We start from the raw sequence: 23,402 nt of genomic DNA, 5'->3' as shown, positions 1-23,402 counted from the left end.
GCGCTGTCATGAACTCCGCTTTCGAACGCGCCATCGCCGCGTTCGAGCCGGCGCATTGGCCGCTGGCGGTGGGGTTCAGCGGCGGCGCGGATTCAACCGCCTTGCTGGCCGCCTGCGCATCGCGCTGGCCGGGGCAGGTGGTCGCCTTTCATGTGCATCACGGGCTGCAGGCCGCGGCTGACGATTTCGAGCGGCATTGCCGGGCGGTATGCGAGCGCCTGGGCGTGCCGCTGGTCGTCCATCGCGTCGATGCGCGGCATGCGCCCGGCGACAGTCCGGAAGACGCCGCCCGCCGTGCCCGCTACGCGGCGTTCGCCGAGATGGCACGCGCGGATGGGGCGAGGGCGGCTGTCAAATGCGTGGCGCTGGGGCATCACGCCGACGACCAGGTCGAAACCCTGCTGCTGGCGTTGTCGCGCGGCGCGGGCCTCCCGGGGCTTGCTGCCATGCCAGCGCAGGCGCGACGCAACGGGCTCGACATCCGTCGGCCGCTGCTTGCCGTTGCTGGCGCCGACATTCGCGAATGGCTGGCCGGCCGCGGCCTGCCATGGATCGAAGACCCGACCAACGGCGACGCACGCTATACCCGCAACCGGATTCGCTCAGTGCTGATGCCGGCGCTGGAGCAGGCCTTTCCGCAGTTCCGTACGACGTTCGCGCGCAGCATTGGCCATGCCGCACAGGCGCAGCAGCTGTTGGCCGAACTGGCGGCGCAAGACCTGGAAACCGTGGGCAGCCCGCCGCGCATTGCGACGCTGCAGACGCTGTCGCGCGCCCGCCAGGCCAACGTGCTGCGCCACTGGCTGATGCAGTCGCACGGCTGCGCGCCCAGCGCCGCGCAGCTCGACCAGCTGCTCGACCAGGTCCGCGCCTGCACGACGCGCGGCCACCGCATCCACCTCAAGGTGGCCGCCGGTTTCGTCGAGCGGCAGGGCGATTTCCTGCATTGGTACAATGTTTCGCCCTCGCCGAAGACTTTGCTCTGACAGCTTGCAGGGCGCCGCCTTTCAAGCGGCCCTTTCCCTTTCTCTGATTTCACCCATGGCATTGATCGTTCACAAATACGGCGGTACGTCGATGGGCTCGACCGAGCGCATCAAGAATGTCGCCAAGCGCGTCGCCAAATGGGCCCGCGCAGGCCACCAGATGATCGTGGTTCCGAGTGCCATGAGCGGCGAGACCAACCGCCTGCTCGGCCTGGCCAAGGAACTGGCGCCCAGCAAACCCGGCGTGGCCCACAGCCGCGAGCTCGACATGCTGGCCTCGACCGGCGAGCAGGCGTCGTCGGCGCTGCTGGCCATCGCGCTGCAGGCCGAGGGCGTCGAATCCGTGAGCTACGCGGGCTGGCAGGTTTCGGTGCGCACCGATAACTCGTACACCAAGGCCCGCATCGAGAGCATCGACGACGAGCGCGTCATGGCCGACCTGAACGCCGGCAAGGTGGTGGTCATCACCGGCTTCCAGGGCGTGGACGACGACGGCAACATCACCACGCTGGGCCGTGGCGGCAGCGACACCTCGGCCGTGGCCATTGCCGCGGCCATGAAGGCGCACGAATGCCTGATCTATACCGACGTCGACGGTGTCTACACGACCGACCCGCGCGTCGAGCCCGATGCGCGCCGCCTGACCACCGTGAGCTTCGAAGAGATGCTCGAGATGGCGAGCCTGGGCTCCAAGGTGCTGCAGATTCGCTCGGTGGAATTCGCCGGCAAGTACAAGGTGCCGCTGCGTGTGCTTTCGAGCTTCACGCCGTGGGACATCGACATCAATGAAGAGGCCAAGTCCGGCACGCTGATCACATTCGAGGAAGACGAAAACATGGAACAAGCCGTCGTATCCGGCATCGCATTCAACCGCGACGAAGCCAAGATCTCGGTGCTCGGCGTGCCCGACAAGCCCGGCATCGCGTATCACATCCTCGGTGCCGTGGCGGACGCCAACATCGAAGTCGATGTGATCATCCAGAACCTCAGCAAGGACGGCAAGACCGATTTCAGCTTCACCGTGCATCGCAACGAATACGCGAAGACGGTCGACCTGCTGCAGTCGAAGGTCATGCCTTCGCTGGGCGCGACCGAGATCGTCGGCGACACCAAGATCTGCAAGGTCAGCATCGTGGGCATCGGCATGCGCAGCCACGTGGGCGTGGCGAGCAAGATGTTCCGCGTGCTGAGCGAGGAGGGCATCAACATCCAGATGATCTCGACCAGCGAAATCAAGACTTCGGTCGTGATCGACGAAAAATACATGGAATTGGCAGTGCGTGCACTGCACAAAGCCTTCGATCTGGATCAGCCGAGCGCCTAAAGATGGCATAATCTCGGCTTCTTTCAGGAACTGTGACCGAGTGGCCGAAGGTGCTCCCCTGCTAAGGGAGTATGGGGTGTAGAGCCTCATCGAGGGTTCGAATCCCTCCGGTTCCGCCAAGCTGATAAGGCCCCGTTGATCGTTTGATCGGCGGGGCTTTTTTCATGCTCCGGAAAGCTCAGTCCTCAAGAACCTTGGCAGCTGTAGCTGTCCGCCGAATTTACGTCGCCGCTGCCCTTGTATTTCGGGAAGGTCGGGTACCGGCACAAGGGCCGCGCCAGCGTGGCGGCCTTGGTCGCCGGATCGAGCTTCTTCGCCACGATGCTCTGCGCGGAAGGCTTGGCGCCACCTTCTCGCCATTTCACGACAGCGTCCACAAGATCGACGGTGTCAGGGCCGACCCCGCCAGAGCAATGCTGGACGCCCGGCTGGAGAAAGAACTCCATCGAGGCATCCCGCGTGGATGCGCCACCAACCGCGGTCGCGACATCGTTGAAGTACTTGATCGAGCCCTTGTAGCTGATCGCCCAGTCATTCGTTCCGTGAGCAAGGATCATCTTGCCGCCCTGTCCGAAGAAGGAGCGGAGGTCGGGCGTCGCATCGAGCGTGGTGGCCGCGAGGCGCAGTCCCGGAGAGTAGAGCTCCGGATCGAAACCCAGCACGTTGAAAGCCGGCTCGCCCGTGACCCAGTACTTCACCAGGCCGCTGCCGAACATGAACTGGAGGCCGGTGCCGCCGATGGCGGAGCCGGTCACCCACAGGGGCCAGCCCAGGTTCTCGCCGCCGGGCCCCCAGCCGGGATAGACGCTCGTGCTGTCCGCACGCTTGAGTTCGGAATAGATCGTCTTGGCCGTCGCTATCTGCTGGTCGGTCAGGCAGGTTTCCGCATCCCCTGCCGTGCAGCGCAACACCGCCGGGTCGAAGGTGCAGGCGGCCTGATTGCTCACGATGCCGTCCGCAATGCCGTCAAGCGCATCGCACTGCGCGGTGACGGTGTTGCCGATGAGCGAGGCCTTTGCATCGCTGAGCTGCCCACCGGGTGCCGCGAGAGCCTTTCCGTTCGCAACGAAGGCCTGGAACAGTTCGGTGAAAGAGTAGGCCGGTGCACGCACGACGATGCCGTCGAAGTCGTTCGGGAAGCGCGTGGCCTGGATCAGCGCCTCTCTGCCGCCGTTGGAGCAACCTTCGAAGTAGCTGAACGCGGCATCCGAGCCATAGCGCTGGCGAACGATCTCCTTGGTGACCTCATTGACCGAGTGGATCGAGAGATAGCCGAAGTCCGCCTGTGCCGTGGAATTGTTCAGGAAAACCGAGGCGTCCAAGGCGTCTCCCTGACGCCCTCCGTCCGAGGCCACGAGCACGTAGCCTGCGGTGGACCCGCTGGGCGAGATGGGCGTGATGTTGATGCTGCCGTCCCAGCCGCCACCGCCGGAATACAGGAGCTTGTTGTTCCACGCGGTGGGGAGGTGCACCTCGAAGTTGAGCGTGCCATGAAGAGTGCCCGTGACCTTGCAGTACTCCGCGGAGTCTGCTGTTGCGGCGAGGAGCTTGGCGTCTTTCAGCGACGCACCGGCGAGCGAGGCGCCGGCGAAGGCCGTGCACTTCTCCTGCGCTGACGCGACCGGGGCTGGCGCGGGCGCCGGCGGCGGGGTCGATGTCGGCGCAGGCGTGGGGAACAACACCGGCAGGTTGCTCCCGCCACCGCCACCACCGCAAGCCGCCAGCATGATGGGGATGCACGCAAGAGTGCAGCGCGCCATCGAGAGAGGGTTTTTCATGATTTGTCTCCTGTTCGTACTGCCACATAAACTCAGGCGGCCCGGACCATCGCCTGCGCAGCGCATGCTAGGCACTACGGTCGAGGAAGAAAGTCTTTCCAATGACAAAGCACGTGCAGACCATTGCCATGCTGCGAGCGGCTGCCTGGGCTCGCGGCTTGTCGCAAGAACAGCTTCAGCGCGTCGAGCAGGAAACGCAGGATCGTTTCTATTCGGCCGGCGAAATCGTCTGTCAGAAATCGAGCCCGGCCACGCATTGGATCGGGGTCGTCGAAGGCATGGTCAAGGTGGATGTTCTTTCGGCGGATGGCAGAAGCACCACTTTGACCGGGGTATCCGATGGAGGTTGGCTCGGGGAAGGATCCGTGCTGAAGGGAGAGTCGCGTCCCTACGGCGTTGCGGCGCTACGAGACAGCCGCATCGCATTGATGCCGAGCTCGACCTTCCACTACCTGGTCGCCAACAGCCTGACCTTCTGCCATTTCATGATCGACCAGCTCAACGCAAGGCTTGGCCAGTTCATCGCCCTCGCTGAAGGCTATCGGATGCATGACATCAATTCGCGAGTGGCGCACTGCCTAGCCGAACTCTTCAACCCCCAGCTCAATCCCCAGACCAATCCTGTGCTGCACATATCGCAGGAAGAGATCGGTCGGCTGGCCGGCATCTCGCGCCAGATCGCCCACCGCGCGCTGCACGAACTCGAGGACGCGGGCCTGCTTCACATCCGCTACGGCAGCATCGACGTGCTGGATGTCGACGGCCTGCGGCTGTATGCGCGCGAACACGCGGAGTAAGGGCCTTGGGCTATTCGATGGCCGCCACCTCGGACTTGCTGACGGGTTGCCAACCCCCGCCCAGTGCCTTGAAGGCAGTCACCGCGGCGCGTGCCGATTCGGTTTGCGCCTGGGCCCGTGCATCGGAGGCGCGCAGCAGGTTCTCGTCTGCCTGCAGCACTTCGATCAAGCTGACCACGCCTTTCTGGTAGGCCGCGAATGAAGCGCCTCGCGCGCGGCCGAGCGAATCCACGCCCTGCGCGAGCGTGCTGGCCTGCTCCTCGCGCTTGACCAGCGCCGAGAAGGCGTTTTCCACGTCCTCGGTGGCGCGCAGCACGGCCAGCCGATACGCGGCGAGCATCTCCGCATCCTGTCCCTTGGCGAGGTCGATCTGCGCGTCGATGCGGCCAAAGTCGAACAGGCGCCAGCGCAGGCCCAGCACCCCGGCGGCCTGGTTGGCACCGCCGGTGAACAGGTGGCCGCCGGACACCGACGTCGCACTGCCGATCAGCCCGCTCAGCGAGAACTTGGGGTAGTACTCCGCGATGGCGACCCCGATCCGGGCGTTCGCTGCGGCGAGGCGGCGCTCGGCCGCGATCAGGTCGGGCCGTCGCCTGAGCAACTCGCCCGGCGATCCCGAGTCCCTGATCTGCGGGGCGACCGGAATGGCACCGGCCTCGGCCAGTTCCGCCCGATGCGTGCCCGGCGGCGAGCCCAGCATCACATCCAGCGCGTTCATGGCCGCGTCCAGGCCTGCCTCCAGGACCGGGACGGAGGCGCCGACCTGGGCAAGCGCACCTTCGGCCTGCCGCACCTGAAGTTCAGCCGTCAGCCCTTTGCCATAGAGAAGATTGACTGTGGAGAGCAGGTCCCGCTGCGTGCGCACCTGCCGGCGCGCCACGTCGAGCCGGGTCTGCAGCCCCCGGATGCTGATGTAGATATCGGCGGTCTGTGCCGCCACCGCCAACCGGGTGGCGGCCGCGCCTGCTTCCGAAGCCCGGTAATCCGCCTGCGCCGCCTCGCGTCCACGGCGCAGGCCGCCGAACACGTCCAGTTCCCAGCTCGCGCCGAGATTGGCCTCGTAGGCGCTGCCGTAACGATCGAAACCGGGCCTCGAGTTCAACACCTGTCCCAGGGGCGTTTCAACCGACTGGTAGGCCCTGGCCGCCTGGCCGCTGACATTTCCGGAAGGCAGCAGGGCGGCATTCGCCGCCCCGAGTCCTGCACGCGCCTGGGCCACGCGCGCGGACGCCTGCGCGAGGTCGAGGTTCTGCTCCAGCGCCAGCGTGACGAACCGGGCCAGTTGCGGGTCGCCGAAACCCATCCACCATGCGGTGAGATCGGCATTGGAGGTGGCGGGGCGTCGATCGACGGCGGCTTGGCCCATGTAGCGTTCGGGCAAGGGCGCCTCGGGCCGGGCATAGTCGGGGCCGACTGTGCAGCCTGCAGCGAGGCTGGCAACGAAGAGCGTGGCAAGGGTGCGTTGGAGCATGGCTTCTTCCGGAAGATGGGAAAGAAAAACGTGATCAATTGAGTGACTATAATTCAATATGGTCACTTGTTGTTGATTTTCAGGGGAGGCGCTAAGCTTCAGGCATGAGCAAAGCCACCCTTCCTTCCGTTTCGGCGCGCGGCCCGGCCGACCACGACGTGCGGGACCAGATCGTTCTCGCGGCCACGGAGCACTTCAGTCGGTATGGCTACGAGAAGACCACTGTTTCCGACCTCGCCAAGGCCATCGGTTTCTCCAAGGCCTACATCTACAAGTTCTTCGAGTCCAAGCAGGCCATCGGCGAGATGATCTGTGCGAACTGCCTGCGCGAGATCGAGGCCGAGATCCGGGCGGCCGTCGAAGGCGCCGATCGCCCTCCCGAGAAGCTGCGCCGTATGTTCAAGGCGGTGGTCGAGGCCAGCCTTCGCCTGTTCTCCGAGGATCGCAAGCTCTACGAGATCGCGATTTCTGCGGCGACCGAGCGCTGGCAGTCGGCGCTCACGCATGAAGAGTGCATTCGGCAGTTGCTCCACGACATCTTGCGTGAAGGCCGTGAAATGGGGGAGTTCGAGCGCAAGACGCCGCTGGACGAGGCAGCGGGGGCCATCTATCTCGTCATGCACCCCTACATCAATCCGCTGCTTCTGCAGCACAGCTTCGACCACACGGCCGAAGCGCCGGCACAACTGTCGGGCCTGGTGCTGCGCAGCCTGTCGCCTTGAGGAAAAGATGGATGTGACTATTGACTGAATTAGTCACTAGTATCAAAATGACGGTCCCGATCACTTCGTCACTGGGACTCTCATGCTCTGGCGCCGCCTTGCCACTTCTGCAGTCATCTGCGCATTGCCGTTGGCGTTGGTCGCTTGCGGCGAAGCAACGCCCTCCGATCCACGCACGCAGGCGCCGCAGGTGCGTGTCACCTCCGTCCAGGGGGCCGGCGCCGCATCGCGCGCCTTCACCGGCACCGTAGCCGCCCGGGTCCAGAGCGACCTGGGTTTTCGCGTCCCCGGCAAGGTGCTGGAGCGCCTGGTGGATGCGGGGCAGGCCGTCAAGCGCGGCCAGTTGCTCATGCGCATCGACCCCGCCGACCTGAAGCTCGCGGCCCATGCCCAACAGGAGGCGGTTGCCGCTGCTCGGGCGCGCTCGCGGCAGACGGCGGAGGACGAAGCCCGCTACCGCGACCTGCGGGGTACCGGTGCGATCTCGGCCTCGGCCTACGACCAGGCCTTGGCGGCCGCGGACGCCGCCAAGGCCCAGCTCAGCGCCGCCGAGGCCCAGGCCGACGTGGCCCGCAATGCGAGCCGCTATGCGGAACTGGTGGCGGACGGCGATGGCGTCGTCATGGAGACGCTGGTCGAGCCCGGTCAGGTCGTCGCCAGCGGACAGGTCGTGGTGCGCGTGGCCCGCGTCGGAGCGCGCGAAGCCGTGGTCCAGTTGCCCGAAACCCTGCGGCCGGCGGTCGGTTCCGCCGGGCAGGCCACGCTCTTCGGCAAGGAGGGCGTGGCGGTGCCGGCCACGCTGCGGCAACTCTCGGACGCCGCGGACCGGCTGACCCGCACCTTCGAGGCGCGTTATGTGCTCAAGGGCGAGCTCGCCAATGCCCCGCTGGGGGCCACGGTCACCATCCGGATTCCGGACGGGCTTCCCGCCGCGCAAGGCGGCCTGCAGGTGCCGATCGGCGCCCTGTTCGACGCGGGCAAGGGGCCGGGCGTGTGGGTCGTCAGCGGCGAACCGGCGAAGGTCAACTGGCGGCCCGTCATGGTCGAGCACCTCGATGACGATGGCGCGCGCGTTGCCGGCTCGCTCAAGCAAGGCGACCGGATCGTCGCGCTCGGCGCGCACCTGCTGCGCGAAGGCGAGCAAGTGCGTGTGGCGGGTCAGGCCGCTGCGGCGGAGGGAGTCCGTCCGTGAGCGAAGGCCGCTTCAACCTGTCGGCGCTCGCAGTGCGCGAGCGCTCGGTCACCCTGTTCCTGATCTTCCTGATCTCGCTCGCGGGTCTTGTCTCGTTCTTCAAGTTGGGTCGGGCGGAAGACCCCGCCTTCACGGTGAAGGTGATGACCATCATCACCGCTTGGCCCGGCGCCACGGCGCAGGAAATGCAGGACCAGGTGGCCGAGAAGATCGAGAAGCGCCTGCAGGAGCTGCGCTGGTACGACCGCTCCGAGACCTACACCCGGCCAGGCCTGGCCTTCACGACCCTGACCCTGCTCGACAGCACGCCGCCTTCGCAGGTGCAGGAGCAGTTCTACCAGGCTCGCAAGAAAGTCGGCGACGAGGCGGGCAACCTTCCGTCCGGCGTGATCGGACCGATGGTCAATGACGAATACGCGGACGTCACCTTCGCGCTGTACGCACTGAAGGCGAAAGGCGAGGCGCAGCGCCTGCTGGTGCGCGACGCGGAGGCGCTGCGCCAGCGCCTCCTGCATGTGCCGGGCGTGAAGAAGGTCAACATCGCCGGCGAGCAGTCCGAGCGAATCTATGTCGAGTTCTCGCACGAGCGCCTGGCAACCCTGGGCATCGGCCCGCAGGACGTGTTCGCCGCGCTCAATGGCCAGAATGCCTTGACGCCGGCGGGCTCCGTCGAAACCAAGGGACCCCAGGTGTTCATCCGCCTGGACGGCTCTTTCGATGAACTGCAGAAGATCCGCGACACGCCGGTCGTGGCACAGGGGCGCACCCTGAAGCTGTCGGACATTGCCACCGTCAAGCGCGGCTACGAAGACCCGGCGACCTTCATGATCCGCAACGGCGGCGAGCCTGCCCTGCTGCTGGGCGTCGTCATGCGGGACGGCTGGAACGGGCTCGACCTGGGCAAGGCGCTGGATGGGGAGGTGGGTGCGATCAACGCCGGGCTGCCGTTGGGTATGAGCCTGGCCAAGGTCACGGACCAGGCCGTCAACATCAGCGCCGCGGTCGACGAGTTCATGGTCAAGTTCTTTGCTGCGCTGCTGGTGGTCATGCTGGTGAGTTTCGTGAGCATGGGCTGGCGCGCGGGCCTGGTGGTGGCCGCGGCCGTGCCGCTGACATTGGCGATCGTCTTCGTGGTGATGGCCGCGACCGGCAAAAACTTCGACCGCATCACGCTCGGGTCGCTGATCCTCGCGCTGGGCCTCCTGGTGGACGACGCCATCATCGCCATCGAGATGATGGTGGTGAAGATGGAAGAGGGCTACAGCCGCGTCGCTGCCTCCGCCTATGCCTGGAGCCATACCGCGGCGCCGATGCTCTCGGGCACGCTGGTCACGGCCGTCGGCTTCATGCCCAACGGCTTCGCGCCATCGACCGCGGGCGAATACACCAGCAACATGTTCTGGATCGTCGGTATCGCACTGATCGCGTCCTGGGTCGTCGCCGTGGTTTTCACCCCCTACCTGGGCGTCAAGCTGCTGCCTGATTTCAAGAAGGTCGAGGGCGGCCATGCCGCCATTTACGACACGCCGCGCTACAACCGCCTGCGCGCGGTGCTCGGGCGCGTCATTGCGCGCAAGTGGCTGGTCGCCGGCGCGGTGGTGGGCCTCTTCGTCGCGGCCATCCTGGGCATGGGACTGGTCAAGAAGCAGTTCTTCCCGATCTCCGACCGGCCCGAAGTCCTGGTCGAGGTGCAGATGCCTTATGGCACTTCGATCACGCAGACCAGCGACGCCGCGGCGAAGGTGGAGGCATGGCTGGCCACGCAGAAAGAAGCGCAAATCGTCACAGCCTACATCGGGCAGGGCGCGCCGCGTTTCTACTTCGCGATGGGTCCGGAGCTGCCCGATCCGTCGTTCGCCAAGATCGTGGTGCGAACGGGCAGCCAGGAAGAGCGCGACGCGCTGAAGCACCGGCTTCGCCAGGCGATCGCCGATGGCCTGGCCCCCGAAGCGCGCCTGCGTGTCACCCAGCTCGTGTTCGGTCCCTATTCGCCGTTCCCTGTCGCCTACCGGGTCATGGGGCCGGACCCGGACAAGCTGCGCCAGATCGCGGCCGAGGTGCAGCAGGTCATGGATGCCAGTCCGACGATGCGCACGGTCAACACCGACTGGGGAACGCGCACGCCCACGCTGCACTTCACCTTGCACCAGGACCGGCTGCAGGCCGTGGGGCTGAGCTCCAGCGCGGTGGCGCAGCAGCTGCAGTTCTTCCTGAGCGGCGTGCCCGTCACCGCGGTGCGCGAGGACATCCGCACGGTGCAGGTCGTGGCCCGCTCGGCCGGTGCCACCCGGCTCGATCCGGCGAGGATCGCGGACTTCACGCTGTCCGGCGCCAACGGGCAACGCATCCCGCTGTCGCAAGTGGGCGAAGTCGACGTGCGCATGGAAGAGCCGGTCATGCGACGGCGCGACCGCATGCCCACGATCACCGTGCATGGCGACATCGCCGATGGCTTGCAGCCGCCGGACGTGTCGACGGCCATCACCAGGCAACTGCAGTCCATCATGGACAAGCTGCCGGCCGGCTACCGCATCGAGGAGGCCGGCTCCATCGAGGAATCGGGCAAGGCGACCAAGGCCATGCTGCCGCTGTTCCCGATCATGCTGGCGATCACGCTGCTCATCATCATCCTGCAGGTGCGGTCCCTCTCCGCGATGGTCATGGTCTTCCTGACCAGTCCGCTGGGCTTGATCGGCGTGGTGCCGACGCTGATTCTTTTTCGGGAGCCTTTCGGCATCAATGCGCTGGTCGGCCTGGTGGCGCTGTCGGGCATCCTGATGCGCAACACGCTGATCCTGATCGGGCAGATCCACCACAACCAGCAAGAGGGGCTCGATCCGTTCCGCTCGGTCGTCGAAGCCACCGTGCAGCGTGCGCGGCCGGTGGTCCTGACGGCGCTCGCCGCGATCCTGGCCTTCATCCCCCTGACCCATTCGGTGTTCTGGGGAGCGCTCGCCTACACACTGATCGGTGGCACTTTGGCGGGAACGGTGTTGACGCTGGTGTTCCTGCCGGCCATGTACTCCATCTGGTTCAGGATCAGACCCGCCCACGGCAGCCAGCCTGCGCACTGATCCGCTCTTCACCCCATTCACCTGTATCGAGGAACTGCAATGTCGAATTCAACAGTGGTCGTGGTCACCGGCGTGTCGTCGGGCATCGGACGCGCCGCCGCACAGAAGTTTGCCGAGCGGGGTTGCCAGGTATTCGGCACCGTACGCAACCTTGCGAAAACGCCAGAATTGCGCGGCGTCGAGCTTGTCGAGATGGATGTCCGCGACGAAGCTTCCGTCCAGGCTGGAGTTCGATCCATCATCGACCGGACCGCGCGCATCGACGTGCTCGTCAACAGCGCAGGAACGACGATGATCGGCGCGGTGGAGGAGACCGCGACGGCCGAGGCCGCGGCGCTGCTCGACACCAACGTGCTCGGTATCCTGCGCACGACCCAGGCTGTGCTCCCGCACATGCGGGCACAGCATCGCGGAAGGATCGTCAACATCAGTTCGGTGCTCGGCTTTCTTCCGGCTCCGTACATGGGCCTCTACTCGGCGTCCAAGCATGCCGTGGAGGGGCTGTCCGAAACGCTGGACCATGAGGTTCGCCAGTTCGGCGTGCGCGTCACGCTCGTCGAGCCGTCTTACACCAAGACCAACCTGGATATCAATTCGCCGCATGCAAAGTCAAAGATCGCGGCCTATGACCGCGAACGCGACGTCGTAGCGCGCTCCATCGCCAGCAGCGTCAACGGTGCACCCGAACCCGATGGCGTGGCAAACACGATCGTCGAAGCGGCGATTGGCGCGTGGCGCATGCGTTGGACTCCACCGGGCCAGGCATCTTTGCTAAGCAAATTGCGTCGCTTCATGCCGGCTGGTCCTGTCGATGCAAGCTTGAGAAAGAAACTCGGACTCGCCTGAAACATCGAAAGGCGGATCGGCCATCGGCCGATCCCACGCAAAGTCTTGCAAGGAAGGAGATGCTTTGGACAGCTTGGATCTTTTGCGAACCTTCAGCGAGGTTGCAGTTTCAGGCAGCTTCTCGCGCGCCGCCGAGCATCTGGAGATGTCGAGAGGAACCGTGAGCAAATACATCGCGACGCTCGAGGGGCGTTTCGGTGTCCGGCTGCTGAACAGGAACAGCCACGCTGTCAGTCTTACAGATGCCGGCGTGTTGCTGCTCGAAAGAAGCAAGCCCATGTTGGAGCTGGCCGACATAACGCGCGCGGAACTCCAGGAACGAGCGCTGACGCCCAGTGGGCGCCTGCGTATCTCCGCACCGCATGGCATCGATCAGACGGAGCTTCCGGCGCTGGTCAATACTTTCTTGGGCCACTATCCGGAAGTCAGCGTAAGCCTTGTTCTGACCAATCGCCAGGTCGATCTGGCGGCAGAGGGGATCGACATAGCCCTGCGTTTCGGGCCGACTGCGAACGAGAACCTCATCGTCCGCAAGTTGCTTCTGATGGATCTGACGGTGTGCGCGTCTCCGATGTACTGGAAAAACCGAGGAGTTCCAGCGCACCCCGGCGATCTTGCAAATCACGATGCGCTGGTAAGCGTCCATCTGAACCCCCTATCGAAGTGGCGATTTCAAGTCGACGGAGAACCATTGGAGGTTGCGGTGCGCGGCCGACTGGACGCGACAGAAGCCGGGCCGTTGATCCAGGCCGCGTTGCGGGGCGCGGGCGTCCTGTACCTGCCGTCGGTGATGCTGAGGCCGTACATCGAGAGCGGCCGCCTCGTCCCGGCATTGACGGAGTTCGTTCGCAGCGACATGTGGCTCTCTGCGGTCTATCTGCAGCGGCGACACAGTACCGCGGTCCAGCGCGCCTTTCTGAGCTTTCTCGAGGACCGGATCAGTCCTCTGCGGTCTCCACGCAGAACTTGAGCCAAGGCGAGAAAGCGAAGTTTCCGCCTTGAAGACACGACGTTGCTGCATGCGCGTACCAAGATGGCGGGAAGGCGCCAGAAAATCGCACACGCAGGCAACAAATTTCAGAGCAGTGAAAGTTTGAGCCGAGCAAGGATCGACACTCAACTCTCAAGGACAGACATGAAGAAAATTCAAATTGTTCAAGGCGCCATTCTTGCGCTTCTTTTCGCTTCGGCCGCTCAGGCGGAAACCTACGACGGCGTGCTTCAAGGTTCCAGCGTTCGCTCCCGGGCAGACGTCGACGCAGAGGCCGCAACCGTCGCGCAGAAGGAAGATCTTTACAGGGAATCGGCATCGAGCGGAGTCATCGCACCGCTCGGGTCTTCAAAGTCCCGGGATGTCGTCAATGCCGAAGCAGTCAAGGAAGCCCATTCCGCCAATCAGAATCTCACTGGCAAGGCCTATTACAGGGATGCCATTCCTTCCCAGTACCAGAGTCGGCCGCAGCTGGTGAACGCGGCGAAGTAGGAATGTGGTCAGCGGACCCCGTTGCCTGGAACGTCATGCCGCGTGTGGCTCCCGCTGCAGCGGCAGCCACAGCACGAACCGCGTTCCCGTCGGTTTCGATTCCCAACGGACCACAGCCTTGATCGCCTGCGCCCGCCGCCGCTGGTTCTGCAGGCCCCGTCCGGATGCGGACGGATTGCCCATCACCTTCTGGACGTCGAAGCCCTGGCCGTTGTCCTCGATCGTCACCTGCACACCCGCGCCCTCCAGCGAGGTGCCAACGCGTATCTCCGTAGCGCGCGTGTGCCGCAAGATGTTCGAGATGCTTTCCTGCACGATGCGCAGGATGTGCAGCGCGCTGGAGGGATCGAGCCAGCCCAGGGCCGGCAACTCCTGCACTTCCCATCGCAGCGAAACACCAGTGCCTTCGAGCCGCGGCTCCAGCCGGTAGCGCAGCGTGGCCAGCAGCAGCAGCAGGTCGGCCTCGACCGGCTCCAGGGAGTCGAGCGCGAGCCTCAGGTCGTCCAGGCAGCTCTTGAGGATCTGCGAGACCTTGTCGTCGCTCATGCCGCCGCTCTCGACCGAGCGGATCGCGCTGATCAGCGAAGAGCCGAGCCCGTCGTGCATGTCCTGCATCAGGCGCTGGCGCTCGTCGCTGATGGTCTGCAGGCGCTCGACCTCGCGCAGCCGCTGGTGGCTCAGCTCGAGTTCGGCCTCGCGTTTCTGCAGGCGCTGCGCAAGGCTCGCGTTGAGCTGCTCGACCTCGCCGATGGCGTGCATGTAGCGGCGGTACATCAGCACGCCGAATACGCTGAAAGTGACGGCGTTGGTGTACGCCCCCATGTACCAACCCTCGGGGCTGATGAAGTTGTTCTGCAGAAGCCAGTCGGTAAGGCCCAGCAGCACGCAGATGCCGATCCCTACCGCCACCAGCCGGCCTTCGTTTGAGCGGCGCCATGCGCTGACGCCGCCCACCAGGCAGACCGCCGCGCCCAGCAGTGCCGCGACCGCGTAGATCAGCGGCGTGACCCGGGGGGTGTTCTGCACGATGGACAGGCCGGGCATCGTGACGATGCCGATGGCGGTGGTTGCCACGACCACGCCGCAAGTCAGCGCTTTGAGCTGCCGGCCGTGCAATTGGCGCAGGAAGAAGTGCACGATCATCACCAGCCAGAAAAGCGAGTTGACGGTCAGCCAGGCGAACCAGTCGTTCGCTATCGGCAGGCTCACGTAGAAATGCAGCCCCCGCATGAAAGAGGTGGCTGAGAGGTTGAAGAACAGCAGGTAGGCCGTTTCGTCGCGGCGCCTGAACCACACGAACAGGGCGAACACGCCCACGGTCATGAAGGCCGCACTGAGCAGTGCCGGCAGCTCCTGCTGCAGCCACTGGCGCATGCCGTAGCGGCCTCTCAGCGCGTCGATGGGGCCGATCCACAGCGACGACAGCGCCACCTGGGCACCCCGGGTGTGCTCCAGGCGCAGGAGGATCTCGCTGGGCGGCTTGCTGCCGGCGCCGTCGTCCAGCTGGACCCACAGCGGAGTGCGGGTGCTGTTCCATAGCGGACCCGACTGCTGCGCCCGGTGGACCAGATGGCCATCGGCGTAGACCGCGATGGTGCCGTCGGTCTTGATCCGGATGCCATACAGCGCAAGCGGCCCGGGGTTGGGCGGCAGGCCGCGCACGGACAGCCTGATCCAGGTCGTGCGCGTCGTCCTTGTGGAAGTGGCCTCTGCCTGTCGCAGCAGCGCAATGGGAAGGGCGAGGGGCAGTTCGACCTGCTTCCAGGTGTTCGGCAGGGTGCTGCTGTCCTGAAGAGGCGCTGGATTGCTGAAGCCAGGCGCGTCGTCGACCTGCCAGTCGGCCCGCGTGAGGTGCAACAGCGCATCGGACTGCTGCGAGCCGACCGCTCCGACCAGCAAGACACCGATGACGCCCAGCAATGCCATCGAAACGACGAGCACCACGTTGGCGAAGAAGGGCGCGGGACGGTAGGTCAAGGGAAGTTCGGATGGGCAGCGTTCAGAACCGACGCGAACGAGATGTAACCTATTTTCTCATTTTGTAATCCAACTTCGAGACGTGCGCCGTCGTGCATTCACGACAAGGTGATTCAGGAGTAACTATATGTATGGTTAAATCCCGCAACTATCGCGAAGAAGACGAGGGATTGCATGAAGCTGCTGCTGAGCATTGTGTTCGCCGCCGTGGGCCTGGCCGGTTGCGCCAGCGCACCGCCGACACCCACCGAACCCGGAACGGGCACAGGCACTTCCTATGTGCCCATGGTCGCCATGGAGGGCGTGGACAAGGCGCGCTACGACAACGACGTGGCGGCATGCCGCACGGCATCGACCCGCATCACGGCCCGCAGCGAAACCGGCGACGCCATGTGGGGCGCGCTGGGCGTCGGGCTGATCACGGTGTACGGGCAGGGTATCGTCGCTGCAGCCTCTTACACCGGCATCACCGCCGCCGTCATCGACTGGAACGGCCGCCCTGATCCGGAACTGATCGCCGAGCACCAGCAGATCGCGATCGTGCATTGCATGGCCAAGCGCGGCTATCGCAACCTCGACCCCAACGTGCGCGAATCGTTCTACGGCAACACCTTCACCCCGGGCGTCATTGCGAAGCCCCGCCGTACCGGCGTCGACACCTACAACGTCGAGACGCTCGCCAAGGCCGGCCGCTGCAACCTGCAGCCGCGCGCCGAGCTCACGGCCAAGGGCCCCGGCTACGAGAACTACAACGTGCCCTGCGACAACGGCGGAACCTGGGCCGTGCGTTGCGAGTTCGGCCAGTGCCGCGTGCTGGCGCAGGCACCAACCCGCCGCTCCTGAGCTTCGACGGCCCCGCGCGGGGCCGGCAAGCTCACTTGACGATCATTCCCTTGAGCGCCGGGTCCGGCGGCGGCGGCTTGAGCTTCATCTGCCGCATCGTCTTCACCAGCAGCTGCGCGATCATCACGTTGCGATGCCGCTTGCTGTTGGCGGGCACCACGTACCAAGGCGCGTGATCGGTCGATGTGGCGCCCAGCGCGGTCTCGTAGGCCTGCTGGTAGGCGCTCCACTTGGTGCGCACCGCGAGGTCGTCCATGCTGAACTTCCATTGCTTGCCGAGCGTATCGATCCGGGCCTGCAGGCGCTCCCGCTGCTCGTCCTTGTCGATGTGCAGCATGCACTTGACGATCACCGTGCCGGTTTCGGTCAGCAGCCGCTCGAAGTCGTTGATCTGGGCGTAGCGGCGTTTCGCCTCGGCCTTGTCGATCCAGCCCTCGACCACGGGAACGAGCACGTCTTCGTAGTGGCTGCGGTTCCACACCATGATCTCGCCGGTGCGCGGCACGGCGGCATGGCAGCGCCAGAGGTAGTCGTGTGCGCGTTCCTCGTCGTTCGGCGCCTTGAAGGCCGTCACGCGCACGCCCAGCGGCGAGGTGCGCGAGAACACCCAGCGCACGGTGCCGTCCTTGCCGCTGGTGTCCATGCCCTGCAGCACCAGCAGCAGCTTGCGCCGCCCCTCGGCGTGCAGCACGTCCTGCAACTCGTCGAGCTCGACGGCCAGGGCGTCGAGTTCGGCGCGTTGCAAGGCCTCGTCGCCATGGCAGAACGACGTGTCGTCGGGGTCGATGTGCGAGAGCTTGAACTTGCCGCCGGCGCGGTATTTCTTGAAGCTGGCCATGAAGCGGGACTCCGTGAAGAAAAAGAGCCGACAGCGTACGCGATCGATCAGCGCTCGTCGTCTTCGGGGGGCAGCGAGGCGCTCCAGCGGTCGTCCCATTCGGCATGCCGGCGCGCGGCGCCGTCGAGCTCGCGCCGGTCGCGCTTGGTGGGGCGGCCCTGTTCGATGGCCAGGGCCGGCTCGGTGCCCGCGCGGCGCTGCTCCCGGAAGGCGGCCTGCGCCGCGAGGCTCTCGGCGGTTTCCTCGTAGAGCTGCTGCGCCACCGGCGCCGGCCCGCGCTGGCCGCTGAGACCGCGCACCGTCACGGTCCGCGTCAGCGGGCCCATGCGCATGGCCACGGTGTCGCCGGGCTTGACCTCGCGCGATGCCTTGGCGACGTCGCCATTCACCTGCACGCGGTTCTTGCCGATTTCCTCCGCGGCCAGCGAGCGCGTCTTGAAGAAGCGGGCGGCCCAGAGCCATTTGTCGATGCGCAGACGGTCCATGGATGTCGAAGAGTGGGTGTCAGGAATTGTGCCCCGACAGCGGCAGATGCACGACCGCGTCCAGCCCGATCACCTGTTCGGCCCCGTTGTGCGCGTCCGGCTCGCAGCGGTTGTCGAGGCTGATGCGCCCGCCGAGCGCCAGCACGATCTCGCGGCAGATCGCCAGTCCCAGCCCCGAACCGCTCGACGCGCTGCCGGCGGAGAAGGGCGCGAACAGGCGCTGCCGCAGCTCGGGCGAGATGCCGGGGCCGCAGTCGCGCACGGTGAGCACCGCGTCATCGCCCTCGGCGCGCACCGAGACCGACAGCGCAGCGCCCATGGGGCTCTGCTTGATCGCGTTGTGCAGCAGGTTGCGCGTGAGCTCCTGCAGCATCCAATGATGGGCGCGCACCGGCACGGGCTCGTCGATGGCGAGCTCGAAGTCGAGCGCCTTGTCGGCCACCAGCGGCGACAGGTCGAGCGCGATCTGCCGCGCCACCTCGCCGAAGTCGAGCGTCACCGACTCCGGCTGCTGGCGCAGCTGCTCCACCTTGGCGAGCGACAGCATCTGGTTGGCCAGCGTGGTGGCGCGCTCCACCGTGTGGCTGATCTCGCCGAACGCCTGCTCGGGAGCGACGTCGCCGCGCCGCGCCGACTGCACCTGGGCCTTCAGCACGGCCAGCGGCGTGCGCAGCTGGTGGGCGCTGTCGCGCACGAAGCGCTTCTGATGGTCGAGCAGCCGCTGCAGCCGGCCCATGACCTGCGTGGTGGCGTCGATCAGCGGGCGCAACTCGCGCGGCGCATCGGGCGCGTCGATGGGCGAGAGGTCGTCGGCCGGGCGCTTCTCGATGGCTTCGCCCAGCTCGCGCACCGGCCGCGTGGCGCGCTGCACCACGAACACCGTGACCAGCGCGATCACGCCCATCAGCAGCAGCTGGCGCCACAGCATGTCGAGCAGCAGCTTGCGCACCAGGGTTTCGCGCAGCTCCAGCGTCTCGGCCACCTGCACCACGGCCATGCCGCGGCCGGTGGCGCTCGCCACCGGCTGCAGCAGCACGGCGACCCGCACCGGCTGGTTGCGGAATTGCGCGTCGTAGAAGTCGACCAGCGCCGCATACGCGCCGCGGTCCGGAATGCGGCCGCGCCAGAAGGGAAGCTCGGCAAAGCCCGAGATCAGCTTGCCGTCGAGCGCCGAGACCCGGTAGAACAGCCGGCTGCGGTTGTCGGCCTCGAAGGCCTCCAGTGCGGAGTAGGGCACGATGGCCCGCAACCGCGCCATGTCGTCGTAGCCCTCCACGTCGAGCTGTTCGCCGATGGTCTTGGCCGACGCGAGCAATGTGCGGTCGTAGGCCGTGGTGGCGGCCGCGAGGCTCTGGCGGTACAGGCTCACGCTGTTGATCACGATGAACACCGCAATCGGCGCGAGGATGCCGAGCAGCAGCCGTGCGCGCAACGAGATCGCGCGGGTCATCGAATGGGCCTGCAGCTCGGGGAACGCCGCGGAACCGGCTTTGCCGGGCCGCAGGCGTTGCCCCCTGCAAGGGGGTTGGCGAAGCGACACGAAGTGCGCGCAGCCTGGGGGTGAATCATGTCTCGGGGCGCAGCAGGTAGCCCAGCCCGCGCATGGTCATCAGCACGGCGCCCGTGCCCACGAGCTTCTTGCGCAGGCGGTAAACCACCACCTCGATGGCTTCGTACTGCACGTCGGCCTCGCCTGGAAACACCAGCTCGAACAGGCGCTCCTTGGTCACGGCGTGGCCGGGCTTCATCATCAGCGCCTTCAGCAGCGCCAGCTCGCGCGGCGTGAGTTCGAGCAGTTCGGCGCGGTTGTAGATGGCGCCGTTGTCGGGCTCGAAGCGCAGCCCGCCGATCTCCTGCGGGTTGAGTCCGGCGTCCTGCCCCGCGACGCCGTGGCTGCGCCGGCGCAGCGCGCGGATGCGGGCTTCCAGCTCGTCGAGGTCGAAGGGCTTGGGCAGGTAGTCGTCGGCGCCGGCGTTGAGGCCCACGATGCGGTCGCCGACCGTGCCGCGGGCGGTCAGCAGCAGCACCGGCGTGCGCAAGCCTTCGGCCCGGGCCTGGGCCAGCACCTGCAGGCCGTCGAGGTTGGGCAGGCTCAGGTCGAGGGCGACCACGTCGGGCTCGATGGCGCGCCACTGGGCGACGGCTTCGGCCCCGTCGCCGCAGACGCGCACGTCGATCCGGCGGCGCCCGAGGGTGCGCTGCAGGGTGATTTGCATCGAGGGATCGTCTTCGACCAGCAGCAGCTTCATACGGTGGCGGCAGGGGTGGGTACTTTGGTGTTTTCCCCAGTCTGGCGGACAGCCAACTGACAGCGGGGCGGCGCATGATAGCGCTCAGCTAAAAGTCAGCTTCCTTTCAAGTTCCTTCCAATTCCAGGAGACACGCATGCGTCGCGACACCTTTCTGAAGTCATTGGCCGCGCTGGCCGCCACCGGGGCCCTGCCACTGTCGGCCCTGGCGGCCGCCAACGTCAAGATGATGATTCCCGCCAACCCCGGCGGCGGCTGGGACACCACCGGCCGCGCACTGGGCAAGGCCCTGACCGAAGCCAAGGTGGCCGACACCGTCACCTACGACAACAAGGGCGGCGCCGCCGGCGCGCTGGGCCTGGCCCAGTTCGTGAACGGCTCCAAGGGCGACGCCAACGCGCTGATGGTCATGGGCTCGGTCATGCTGGGCGGCATCATCACCGGCAAGCCGCCGGTCAACCTGTCGCAGGCCACGCCCATCGCCCGCCTGACGACCGAGTACAACGTGTTCGTGCTGCCGGCCAACTCGCCGCTCAAGAGCATGAAGGACGTGGTCGACCAGCTCAAGAAGGACCCGGGCAGCGTCAAGTGGGGCGGCGGTTCGCGCGGCTCCACCGAGCACATCGCCGCGGCCATGATCGCGCAGAAGGTGGGCGCAGATCCGTCCAAGATCAACTACGTCGCCTTCCGCGGAGGCGGTGAAGCCACTGCCGCTGTCCTGGGCGGCAACGTTACCGTCGGCGGCAGCGGCTACAGCGAATTCGCCGAATACATCGCCGCCGGCAAGATGAAGGCCATTGCCGTCACCTCCGCGCAGCGCCTGCCGGGCATCAACGTGCCCACGCTGAAGGAGCAGGGCATCGACGTCGAGATCGGCAACTGGCGCGGCGTGTACGGCGCGCCCGGCATCTCGGCCGAGCAGCGCAAGGCGCTGACCGACATGGTGCTGGCCGCGATGAAGAGCCCGTCGTGGGCCGAGTCGCTCAAGAAGAACGACTGGACGCCGGCGGTGCTCTCGGGCGACGCCTTCGCCAAGTTCGTCGATGACGACTTCGCCAGCCTCCGGGCCATCATGACCAAGTCCGGCATGGTCTGACCCTGCGGCGCCCGCACCGTTACTGGCCCGCCCCACGGCGCGCTGTCCTCGCAAGAGACGACAGCGTGCCGTTTTCAAATCCAGCTCCACATCCCCGGGAGAAAAAATGACAACTCCAGACTCCTCGGCCTCGCCGCGACCCTCGGCCACATGGCCACAAACCCTGGTCGGCGCCGGCGTGCTGCTGACCGGCCTCGCGCTGGCCTTCGGCGCGATCGGCATTTCTTCCGAAGCCGGCTATGGCGGCGTCGGCCCCAACTTCCTGCCCTGGCTGGTGTCCGTGGTGCTCGTGCTGTGCGGCGCCTGGATCCTGTGGGAGGCGCGCACCGGCGGCTTCCGCGAGCTCGACGCGCCTACTGGCGCCGAGCATGCCTACTGGCCCGGCTTCGTCTGGGTGTCGGCGGGGCTGCTGCTCAACGCAGCGCTCATCACCACGCTCGGCTTCATCCTGAGCTGCACGATGTGCTACGTGCTCGCGGTGCAGGGCCTGCGCCGCGCGAGCGGGCAGGGCGGCGTCAACTCGCCGCGCACCTGGCTCATCGACTTCGTCACCGGCGCGCTGATCTCGGCCCCGGTGTTCTGGATGTTCACGCAATTCCTGGCCATCAACCTGCCTGGCCTCACCAACACCGGGTGGATCTGACATGGATATCTTCAACGCACTCATGGCGGGCTTCGCCGCCGCCATCACCCCCGTCAACCTGCTGTGGTGCCTGGTCGGCTGCGCCCTGGGCACGGCCGTGGGCGTGCTGCCCGGCATCGGCCCGGCCGTGGCCGTGGCCATGCTGCTGCCCATCACCGGCAAGGTCGACATCACGGCCTCGATGATCTTCTTCTCGGGCATCTACTACGGCGCCATGTACGGCGGCTCGACCACCTCCATCCTGCTGAACACGCCCGGCGAAACCGCCAGCATGGTGACGGCGATGGAGGGCAACAAGATGGCCAAGAGCGGCCGTGCGGGCGCAGCGCTCGCCACGGCTGCCATCGGCTCGTTCGTGGCCGGCACCATCGCCACCGTCATCGTCACGCTGTTCGCGCCCTTCGTGGCCGACTTCGCGGTCAAGCTCGGCCCGCCCGAGTACTTCCTGCTGATGCTGCTGGCCTTCACCACGGTGAGCGCGGTGCTCGGCAAGAGCACGCTGCGCGGCATGACGGCGCTGTTCGTCGGCCTTGCCGCGGGCTGCGTCGGCCTCGACCAGATCTCGGGCCAGGGCCGCTACACCGGCGGCGTGCCCGAGCTGCTCGACGGCATCGAGATCGTGCTGGTCGCGGTCGGCCTGTTCGCGGTGGCCGAGGTGCTCTATGCCGTGCTCTACGAGGGCAAGGTGGTCGAGGCCCAGAACAAGCTGAGCCGCGTGCACATGAGCAAGCGCGACTGGAAGCGCTCCATTCCCGCCTGGCTGCGCGGCACCGCCATCGGCACGCCGTTCGGCTGCATTCCGGCCGGCGGCACGGAGATCCCGACCTTCCTGAGCTACGCGACCGAGAAGAAGCTCGCCAAGGACAAGGACGCCAAGGCCGAGTTCGGCACCACCGGCGCCATCGAAGGCGTGGCCGGCCCCGAGGCCGCCAACAACGCCACGGTGACGGCCGCGCTGATCCCGCTGCTCACGCTGGGCATTCCGACCTCGAACACCACCGCCATCCTGCTGGGCGCGTTCCAGAACTACGGTATCCAGCCGGGTCCGCAGCTGTTCACCACCTCCGCCGCGCTGGTGTGGGCGCTGATCGCATCGCTGTACATCGGCAACGTGATGCTGCTGGTGCTGAACCTGCCGATGGTCGGCCTGTGGGTCAAGCTGCTGAAGATTCCGAAACCCCAGCTCTACGCCGGCATCCTGATCTTCGCGACGGTGGGCGCTTACGGCATGCGCCAGAGCGCGTTCGACCTGTTCCTGCTGTACGCCATCGGCCTGCTGGGCGTGGTGATGCGCCGCTTCGATTTCCCGACGGCTCCCGTGGTGGTCGGCATGATCCTGGGCCCGCTGGCCGAAGCGCAGCTGCGCAACGCCATGTCGATCGGCGAGGGCAGCGCGTCGGTGTTCTTCCAGCGTCCGATGTCGATCGCGCTGGTCGTCATCGTGGTGGCCGTGCTGGTGCTGCCGCGCCTTGCCAAGCGCATGAGCGAACGCAAGCTGAAGCGGTTGGCGCAGCTGGACGCCTGATTCTTCTTGGGGCCCGCTAGAGGGCCAGGCAAAAAAAAGCTGCGGCATTGCCGCAGCTTTTTTCATTTCCGCT

At 66.2% G+C, this 23,402-nt stretch carries 20 protein-coding genes and 1 tRNA gene; 14 read left to right on the top strand and 7 right to left on the bottom strand.

The window, feature by feature from the left end:
* The first annotated feature begins 8 nt into the window (after positions 1 to 8).
* The 3 genes from tilS (at position 9) to ACEOAB_RS16180 (ending at position 2,429) form a co-directional block, all read left to right on the top strand.
* Positions 9 to 986 carry a tRNA lysidine(34) synthetase TilS gene (gene tilS, locus ACEOAB_RS16190; protein ID WP_056592309.1) on the top strand — a complete coding sequence of 326 codons (978 nt, stop codon included), beginning with the start codon at positions 9 to 11 and terminating at the stop codon, positions 984 to 986.
* Positions 987 to 1,041: 55 nt separating this feature from the next.
* Positions 1,042 to 2,310, top strand: a complete 1,269-nt coding sequence (locus tag ACEOAB_RS16185) for an aspartate kinase (protein WP_007836888.1) — start codon at positions 1,042 to 1,044, stop codon at positions 2,308 to 2,310.
* A 26-nt stretch (positions 2,311 to 2,336) separates the two neighbouring features.
* Positions 2,337 to 2,429 (top strand) — tRNA-Ser (locus ACEOAB_RS16180).
* Positions 2,430 to 2,495: 66 nt separating this feature from the next.
* Here the strand turns inward: ACEOAB_RS16180 and ACEOAB_RS16175 are convergent.
* Positions 2,496 to 4,088: a tannase/feruloyl esterase family alpha/beta hydrolase gene (locus tag ACEOAB_RS16175; protein WP_413749859.1), complete on the bottom strand. Its 1,593-nt coding sequence runs from the start codon at positions 4,086 to 4,088 to the stop codon at positions 2,496 to 2,498.
* 101 nt (positions 4,089 to 4,189) lie between these two features.
* Here ACEOAB_RS16175 and ACEOAB_RS16170 point away from each other — a divergent pair, with 101 nt between their 5' ends.
* The gene (locus ACEOAB_RS16170; protein WP_056592312.1) at positions 4,190 to 4,885 is read left to right on the top strand and encodes a Crp/Fnr family transcriptional regulator; all 696 of its coding nucleotides are present in this window, start codon (positions 4,190 to 4,192) and stop codon (positions 4,883 to 4,885) included.
* Positions 4,886 to 4,895: 10 nt separating this feature from the next.
* On the opposite strand, the gene ACEOAB_RS16165 is transcribed toward ACEOAB_RS16170, so the two are convergent.
* Positions 4,896 to 6,356, bottom strand: a complete 1,461-nt coding sequence (locus ACEOAB_RS16165) for an efflux transporter outer membrane subunit (protein WP_056592315.1) — start codon at positions 6,354 to 6,356, stop codon at positions 4,896 to 4,898.
* A 104-nt stretch (positions 6,357 to 6,460) separates the two neighbouring features.
* Between ACEOAB_RS16165 and ACEOAB_RS16160 the strand changes: the two genes are divergently transcribed.
* The 6 genes from ACEOAB_RS16160 to ACEOAB_RS16135 all read left to right on the top strand — a co-directional run bounded on the left by ACEOAB_RS16160 (position 6,461) and on the right by ACEOAB_RS16135 (position 13,673).
* Positions 6,461 to 7,078, top strand: a complete 618-nt coding sequence (locus tag ACEOAB_RS16160) for a TetR/AcrR family transcriptional regulator (RefSeq protein ID WP_056592317.1) — start codon at positions 6,461 to 6,463, stop codon at positions 7,076 to 7,078.
* Positions 7,079 to 7,160: 82 nt separating this feature from the next.
* Positions 7,161 to 8,270, top strand: coding sequence for an efflux RND transporter periplasmic adaptor subunit (locus tag ACEOAB_RS16155; RefSeq protein WP_056592318.1), 1,110 nt, complete (start codon positions 7,161 to 7,163; stop codon positions 8,268 to 8,270).
* The gene (locus ACEOAB_RS16150; protein ID WP_056592321.1) at positions 8,267 to 11,344 is read left to right on the top strand and encodes an efflux RND transporter permease subunit; all 3,078 of its coding nucleotides are present in this window, start codon (positions 8,267 to 8,269) and stop codon (positions 11,342 to 11,344) included. The genes ACEOAB_RS16155 and ACEOAB_RS16150 overlap by 4 nt, the downstream gene beginning before the upstream one ends.
* A 39-nt stretch (positions 11,345 to 11,383) precedes the next feature.
* Positions 11,384 to 12,190 carry an oxidoreductase gene (locus tag ACEOAB_RS16145; RefSeq protein ID WP_056592324.1) on the top strand — a complete coding sequence of 269 codons (807 nt, stop codon included), beginning with the start codon at positions 11,384 to 11,386 and terminating at the stop codon, positions 12,188 to 12,190.
* A 64-nt stretch (positions 12,191 to 12,254) separates the two neighbouring features.
* A complete protein-coding gene (locus ACEOAB_RS16140) occupies positions 12,255 to 13,160 on the top strand; it encodes a LysR family transcriptional regulator (protein WP_056592328.1) in 906 nt (301 codons plus the stop codon).
* A 165-nt stretch (positions 13,161 to 13,325) separates the two neighbouring features.
* Complete coding sequence (locus ACEOAB_RS16135) at positions 13,326 to 13,673, top strand: hypothetical protein (RefSeq protein WP_056592331.1); 348 nt, start codon at positions 13,326 to 13,328, stop codon at positions 13,671 to 13,673.
* Between the two features lie 33 nt (positions 13,674 to 13,706).
* Here ACEOAB_RS16135 and ACEOAB_RS16130 read toward each other — a convergent pair whose 3' ends face one another.
* A complete protein-coding gene (locus tag ACEOAB_RS16130; protein WP_056592333.1) occupies positions 13,707 to 15,650 on the bottom strand; it encodes a sensor histidine kinase in 1,944 nt (647 codons plus the stop codon).
* Between the two features lie 174 nt (positions 15,651 to 15,824).
* Here ACEOAB_RS16130 and ACEOAB_RS16125 point away from each other — a divergent pair, with 174 nt between their 5' ends.
* A complete protein-coding gene (locus ACEOAB_RS16125) occupies positions 15,825 to 16,493 on the top strand; it encodes a hypothetical protein (protein ID WP_056592337.1) in 669 nt (222 codons plus the stop codon).
* 31 nt (positions 16,494 to 16,524) lie between these two features.
* Here ACEOAB_RS16125 and ACEOAB_RS16120 read toward each other — a convergent pair whose 3' ends face one another.
* The 4 genes from ACEOAB_RS16120 to ACEOAB_RS16105 all read right to left on the bottom strand — a co-directional run bounded on the left by ACEOAB_RS16120 (position 16,525) and on the right by ACEOAB_RS16105 (position 20,065).
* The gene (locus tag ACEOAB_RS16120; protein ID WP_056592339.1) at positions 16,525 to 17,331 is read right to left on the bottom strand and encodes a PPK2 family polyphosphate kinase; all 807 of its coding nucleotides are present in this window, start codon (positions 17,329 to 17,331) and stop codon (positions 16,525 to 16,527) included.
* Positions 17,332 to 17,378: 47 nt separating this feature from the next.
* Positions 17,379 to 17,816 carry an RNA-binding S4 domain-containing protein gene (locus tag ACEOAB_RS16115; protein ID WP_495652960.1) on the bottom strand — a complete coding sequence of 146 codons (438 nt, stop codon included), beginning with the start codon at positions 17,814 to 17,816 and terminating at the stop codon, positions 17,379 to 17,381.
* A 19-nt stretch (positions 17,817 to 17,835) separates the two neighbouring features.
* A complete protein-coding gene (locus ACEOAB_RS16110) occupies positions 17,836 to 19,266 on the bottom strand; it encodes a sensor histidine kinase (protein ID WP_056592343.1) in 1,431 nt (476 codons plus the stop codon).
* Positions 19,267 to 19,381: 115 nt separating this feature from the next.
* Positions 19,382 to 20,065 carry a response regulator transcription factor gene (locus ACEOAB_RS16105; protein ID WP_007836848.1) on the bottom strand — a complete coding sequence of 228 codons (684 nt, stop codon included), beginning with the start codon at positions 20,063 to 20,065 and terminating at the stop codon, positions 19,382 to 19,384.
* A 136-nt stretch (positions 20,066 to 20,201) separates the two neighbouring features.
* On the opposite strand from ACEOAB_RS16105, the gene ACEOAB_RS16100 reads away from it, so the two are divergent.
* From ACEOAB_RS16100 to ACEOAB_RS16090, 3 genes are all read left to right on the top strand, one after another.
* Positions 20,202 to 21,161 carry a tripartite tricarboxylate transporter substrate binding protein gene (locus tag ACEOAB_RS16100; protein WP_413750266.1) on the top strand — a complete coding sequence of 320 codons (960 nt, stop codon included), beginning with the start codon at positions 20,202 to 20,204 and terminating at the stop codon, positions 21,159 to 21,161.
* A gap of 106 nt (positions 21,162 to 21,267) precedes the next feature.
* Positions 21,268 to 21,804 carry a tripartite tricarboxylate transporter TctB family protein gene (locus ACEOAB_RS16095; RefSeq protein ID WP_413750267.1) on the top strand — a complete coding sequence of 179 codons (537 nt, stop codon included), beginning with the start codon at positions 21,268 to 21,270 and terminating at the stop codon, positions 21,802 to 21,804.
* Between the two features lies 1 nt (position 21,805).
* Entirely contained in the window at positions 21,806 to 23,329 is a 1,524-nt protein-coding gene (locus ACEOAB_RS16090; protein WP_413750268.1) for a tripartite tricarboxylate transporter permease, read from the top strand.
* The last annotated feature ends 73 nt before the right edge of the window (positions 23,330 to 23,402 follow it).

It is taken from the genome of Variovorax sp. Varisp53 (assembly GCF_059491555.1).
This window is presented reverse-complemented; position numbering and strand designations above follow the sequence as displayed.

What these genes read in the sequence shown, in the direction of transcription:
- ACEOAB_RS16160 (WP_056592317.1), top strand. Translation starts at nt 6,461, where the DNA reads ATGAGCAAAGCCACCCTTCCTTCCGTTTCGGCGCGCGGCCCGGCCGAC.
- tilS (WP_056592309.1), top strand. Translation starts at nt 9, where the DNA reads ATGAACTCCGCTTTCGAACGCGCCATCGCCGCGTTCGAGCCGGCGCAT.
- ACEOAB_RS16120 (WP_056592339.1), bottom strand. Translation starts at nt 17,331, where the DNA reads ATGGCCAGCTTCAAGAAATACCGCGCCGGCGGCAAGTTCAAGCTCTCG.
- ACEOAB_RS16125 (WP_056592337.1), top strand. Translation starts at nt 15,825, where the DNA reads ATGAAGCTGCTGCTGAGCATTGTGTTCGCCGCCGTGGGCCTGGCCGGT.
- ACEOAB_RS16115 (WP_495652960.1), bottom strand. Translation starts at nt 17,816, where the DNA reads ATGGACCGTCTGCGCATCGACAAATGGCTCTGGGCCGCCCGCTTCTTC.
- ACEOAB_RS16155 (WP_056592318.1), top strand. Translation starts at nt 7,161, where the DNA reads ATGCTCTGGCGCCGCCTTGCCACTTCTGCAGTCATCTGCGCATTGCCG.
- ACEOAB_RS16185 (WP_007836888.1), top strand. Translation starts at nt 1,042, where the DNA reads ATGGCATTGATCGTTCACAAATACGGCGGTACGTCGATGGGCTCGACC.
- ACEOAB_RS16175 (WP_413749859.1), bottom strand. Translation starts at nt 4,088, where the DNA reads ATGAAAAACCCTCTCTCGATGGCGCGCTGCACTCTTGCGTGCATCCCC.
- ACEOAB_RS16165 (WP_056592315.1), bottom strand. Translation starts at nt 6,356, where the DNA reads ATGCTCCAACGCACCCTTGCCACGCTCTTCGTTGCCAGCCTCGCTGCA.
- ACEOAB_RS16145 (WP_056592324.1), top strand. Translation starts at nt 11,384, where the DNA reads ATGTCGAATTCAACAGTGGTCGTGGTCACCGGCGTGTCGTCGGGCATC.
- ACEOAB_RS16100 (WP_413750266.1), top strand. Translation starts at nt 20,202, where the DNA reads ATGCGTCGCGACACCTTTCTGAAGTCATTGGCCGCGCTGGCCGCCACC.
- ACEOAB_RS16090 (WP_413750268.1), top strand. Translation starts at nt 21,806, where the DNA reads ATGGATATCTTCAACGCACTCATGGCGGGCTTCGCCGCCGCCATCACC.
- ACEOAB_RS16135 (WP_056592331.1), top strand. Translation starts at nt 13,326, where the DNA reads ATGAAGAAAATTCAAATTGTTCAAGGCGCCATTCTTGCGCTTCTTTTC.
- ACEOAB_RS16110 (WP_056592343.1), bottom strand. Translation starts at nt 19,266, where the DNA reads ATGACCCGCGCGATCTCGTTGCGCGCACGGCTGCTGCTCGGCATCCTC.
- ACEOAB_RS16105 (WP_007836848.1), bottom strand. Translation starts at nt 20,065, where the DNA reads ATGAAGCTGCTGCTGGTCGAAGACGATCCCTCGATGCAAATCACCCTG.
- ACEOAB_RS16095 (WP_413750267.1), top strand. Translation starts at nt 21,268, where the DNA reads ATGACAACTCCAGACTCCTCGGCCTCGCCGCGACCCTCGGCCACATGG.
- ACEOAB_RS16170 (WP_056592312.1), top strand. Translation starts at nt 4,190, where the DNA reads ATGACAAAGCACGTGCAGACCATTGCCATGCTGCGAGCGGCTGCCTGG.